A 4,361-nucleotide genomic window follows, 5' to 3' on the forward strand; every position below is an offset into this window, starting at 1 on the left:
AAGTTGCTGTTGGCGTGTGATTTGGACACGAACAGCCAGGCCTGCTCACCCGGGTTGATGGTCGGGTCGAGCAGCACCGGGAACTTGACGTTCGGGTCGGACAGGATGCCGGTGGCGTCCAGGTGCAGCGTCGCGGTGCTGGTGCCATCGCCGTCGAGGCGGCTGGGCATCGGTGTCTGCTTCGAGCCCGGCTCCGCGCCGTCCAGCGCGGACAGCTTGAGCACGTCGGTGGTGCTGGCCACCGACAGGCGCGGGGTTTCCGGCGACTCGGGGTCCTTACCGGCGGAGTCCCACGCCATCGGGGTGGGTATGCCGCCGACTTCGGCGCCGGTCTTCGCGTCGTGGATGCGGACGCCGCCGGTGGTCGCGTCGTGGCGGAACACCGCGCCGTCGGCGCGCAGGCCGTAGGTCAGGCTGCTCAGGGACTTGTCGGTGGCGGCTTCGCGGTTCTTGACGATCAGGACGTGGCCGAAGCCGCCTTCCTGGCGGGCGACGACGAGCAGGTCGACGCCGGTGCGGACCTCGGAGTAGAGGGCGCGGGTGCCGTCGAGGGTCGGCGTGGGTAGCGGGCCGGGCCAGGTGTAGGTGATGGGCTGACCGGTTTTGGTCTCCACCGTGGCCAGCACGCTCTCTTTGGCGCCGGGCTGGCTGCCGTTGGAGAAGGTGACCGGGGTGTACGGCTGCAGTGGCTGCACGCCGGTCTCGGTCGTGCGCAGGGTGTTGTCGATGGCGGCCCACCGGCCGTCGCCGGTCTTGGCCCGTTGCGGCACGGCGGTGAACTCGCTGCGCAGCTGCCCGTCGGGGCGTGCCCAGGTTTGTGAGGTGGCGGTGGTGGCCTCTTCGATGAGCACCTCTTTGCCGGAGCGTAGTGCTTCGGCGACGGCGGTGGCCTGGTCTTTGAGTTTGGTGACCGCGGTGATGGCCTGGTCGCGATGACCGGGGGCGGAGGCGGTGGTGTCGGAGCCGCCGTCGGGCCACCAGGGGATCGAGGCGGCGGTCACGGTGGTGGCCAATACGAGGCCCAGGGTGCCGTACAGCCGGGTGCGCGTACGCACGAACGGACTGAGTAGGCGAGGCACGGTCACGGCGATCTACCCCCGTGGAGACCAGATGGAATGGGACAGCACAAACAGCCCCATACGGTGAGCCGTGGGGCGGAGAGCGCGCTCACGATGGCATATCGACGATCAACGCGTGTGGTTATCGAACCGTTACCTAATCCAAAGGTTTCGTTTAGGTAATGCCCGATTGGCGCGTTTTGATCAACAGTGCCGCTTGAAAGATCACTTATTGGCCGAGTTTCCGGTGACAAGCCCGAAATGAACGACAGCACCGCACTTTGATGAAGATCATTACGTGACGGATGTCACTTCATATTCGTCGACATCACTGTCCGTGTTCTTGAGTTCCCACCTGGACAGACGGGACAGTGCCGTCGCACGCGCCTCGCTCGGCGTGCTTCTCGGTGGTGCTCACGCGCCACCTCTTTTTCGTCATCGCGCCTTTGTGGGGGAGTCGACGCGTATGCGTGGTTCAGATCCGGTCCTGAAGGACCCAGGCCTCCACTGGAGGCGCCGCAGCCGTGCGGCGATCATCCTGCTGCTGTCATCCACATTGGTGGTGACAATGCTGCCTACCGCCGCTTACGCGATCCCTGGCGCCGGTATGGACCGCGAGAATGCCGTGGTCGATCTGCCCGATCTGCCGGAGACGAAGGCGCTCGACGAGGACGAGAGCGCCGAGGAGAACCTCACCACCGCGCCCGAGGTCGTCCCGGACGAGTACGTGCCGACCGCCGTCGACGCCTGGGAGGAGGGCACCGGTGCGGTCGACCTGACCGGCGCCACCCCCGGTGCCAAGCCGGCGCCCGTCGCCGACCTGCCGATCGCCCTCGGTGTCCCCGCGGGTGGTGACGCCGCCGCGGTCGCCGGAACCTGGACCGTCGACCTGGCCGCCCCGGAGTCCTCGCAGGACGCCGATGTCGCCGGCATGATCATGAAGATCACGCCGCCGGTCACCGCCGACCCGGCCGCCGAGGTCGCGCTCAGCGTCGACTACACCGCCTTCGCCGACCTGTACGGTCCGCAGGCCGCCGACCGGTTCGGCCTGATGACCCTGCCGGACTGCGTCTACGAGTCCCCCGACACCGGTGACTGTGCCCCGGTCCCCGCCGAGGAGGACCCGGCCACCGCGACCGCCGCCGGTGTGGCGAACGCGCAGGCGCTGCGCAGCGAGGTCGAGATCCTCCCGGCGTCGGCGCCGCTGGCCCGCTCGCTCGCCGCCGCTGACGACTCCACCAAGCCCGGCACGCCGCGCCGGATCGTCACCGGTGTGGTGCCGATCGGTCAGCTGCTCGCCGACCCGGGATCCGGTGGCGTCGGTGGCATGGCCGGCAGGGCCGCCGCGAGCGGCTCCGGCATCGTCGGTGCCCTGGACACCGGTGCCTCCGCCGCGGGCGACTTCACAGCCACCCCGCTGCAGTCCTCGGGTTCGTGGGCGGCGGGCTCGTCGTCCGGCGCCTTCACCTACTCCTACCAGGTGCAGGTCCCGGAGACCGCCGGCGGCCTCGCGCCGAAGATCGGCCTGTCCTACTCCTCGCAGTCGGTGGACGGCCGTACCTCCGCCACCAACAACCAGGCATCCTGGATCGGTGACGGCTGGGACTACGCGGCCGGCTCGATCACCCGGACCTATGCGAACTGCCGCCAGGATTCGAAGACGGCCGGTTCGAGCAACGCCAAGCACCGTACGGCGGACCTGTGCTGGGGCTCGCAGAACGCGACCCTGTCGCTGGGTGGCATGACCACCGAGCTGGTCTTCGCTGGTGGTAAATGGACCACCGGCAACGGTGACGGGTCGAAGATCGATCTGGTCAAGGACACCACCCGGGCCAACGGTGACAAGGACGGCGAGTACTGGGTCGTCACCACCAAGGACGGCACCCGCTACCACTTCGGCATGAACCGCCTGCCGGGCTGGACCGACGGCGCTGCCGTCACCAACTCGGTGCTGACGGCTCCGGTGTATGCCAACCACGCCAACGAGCCCTGCTACCAGGGTTCGTCGATCGAGGACTTCAAGAAGTCGTTCTGCACGCAGGGCTGGCGCTGGTCGCTCGACTATGTCGAGGACGTCCACGGCAACGCGATGAGCCTGTGGTGGGCCAAGGAGCAGAACTACTACGCCCGTAACTTCGACTTCAAGTCGCCGGTGAAGTACGACCGCGGCGGTTACCTGACCCGGATCGATTACGGGCAGCGCAACAACAACATCTACTCGGGTACGGCTCCCGCGCGCGTCAACTTCACCGTCGCCGAGCGGTGTTTCGCCGAGGGCGGCGTCTCCTGTACCGAGGAGAACTTCGCCAGCAAGGACCCGGGCAAATACCGGATCTGGTACGACACTCCGGCCGACCTGCGCTGCGAGTCCGCCAAGAAGTGCTGGAACGCCGGACCGTCGTTCTTCTCCCGCAAGCGGCTGGACAAGATCACCACGTCGGCCCAGCGGCGCACCGACACCACCGCACGCCAGGTGGTCGACGACTACCAGTTCAAGCAGTCGTTCCCGAAGCTGCGCAGCGGCCCGAACACCGCGCTGTGGCTGGAGTCGATCACCCGTACCGGATATGCCCGTAACGGTACGACCGACGCGAGCGTCAGCCTCAACCCGGTGCGCTTCGAGCCCAACGTCGACGACATGCCGAACCGTGTCCTGCGCGGCAGCACCGACCCGCGGCCCGGGTTCTCCCGGCTGCGCATCGGCCGGGTCATCAACGAATACGGCGGCGAGACGGTTGTCTCGTACAAGAAGCCCGAAGGCCAGTGCAAGACCGGCAGTGACCTGCCCGCCAAGGGTGAGACCGCGGCGCTGAAAGCGAACGACCGGCTCTGTTATCCGGTGTTCTGGCATCCGGACCCGGAGGCCGAGGACATCGACTGGTTCCACAAGTACGTCGTGGAGAGCATCGAGGAACTGCCCGCCGTCGACGGCGCGGTCGGCTCCGCCACCTCCTACGGCTACAAGAACGCCGCCTGGAAGATCGCCGAGGCCGAGTTCACGAAGAAGTCCACCCGGACCTATTCCAACTTCGCCGGCTTCGAGCAGACGACGGTCATCACCGGTGCCGTGGACGCGGCGATCGGCAGCAAGCAGACCAAGGCGGTCACCCGCTACTTCCGCGGCCTGGGCGACACGGTTTCGGTCAAGGACATCACCGGCGCCGAGATCGCCAAGGACGCCGAGCCGTTCGCCGGGCGTATCGCTGAGGAGCTGACCTACTCCGAAGCGGGGGATGCCGACAGTGACTGGCTGACCCGCAGCATCACCTACCCGGTGGCGACCAAGCTGGCCGAGCGGGAGCG

2 pseudogenes are annotated in these 4,361 nt (G+C 67.6%); one reads left to right on the forward strand and one right to left on the reverse strand.

Annotated elements, in window-relative coordinates:
- Positions 1 to 1,055: pseudogene (locus ACFQV6_RS44050) on the reverse strand (hypothetical protein); the annotation flags it as partial.
- Positions 1,056 to 1,524: 469 nt separating this feature from the next.
- Between ACFQV6_RS44050 and ACFQV6_RS44055 the strand changes: the two are divergent.
- A pseudogene (locus ACFQV6_RS44055) lies at positions 1,525 to 4,361 on the forward strand (sugar-binding protein); the annotation flags it as partial.

Source organism: Actinoplanes sp. GCM10030250 (assembly GCF_042666575.1).
GTDB lineage: Bacteria > Actinomycetota > Actinomycetes > Mycobacteriales > Micromonosporaceae > Actinoplanes.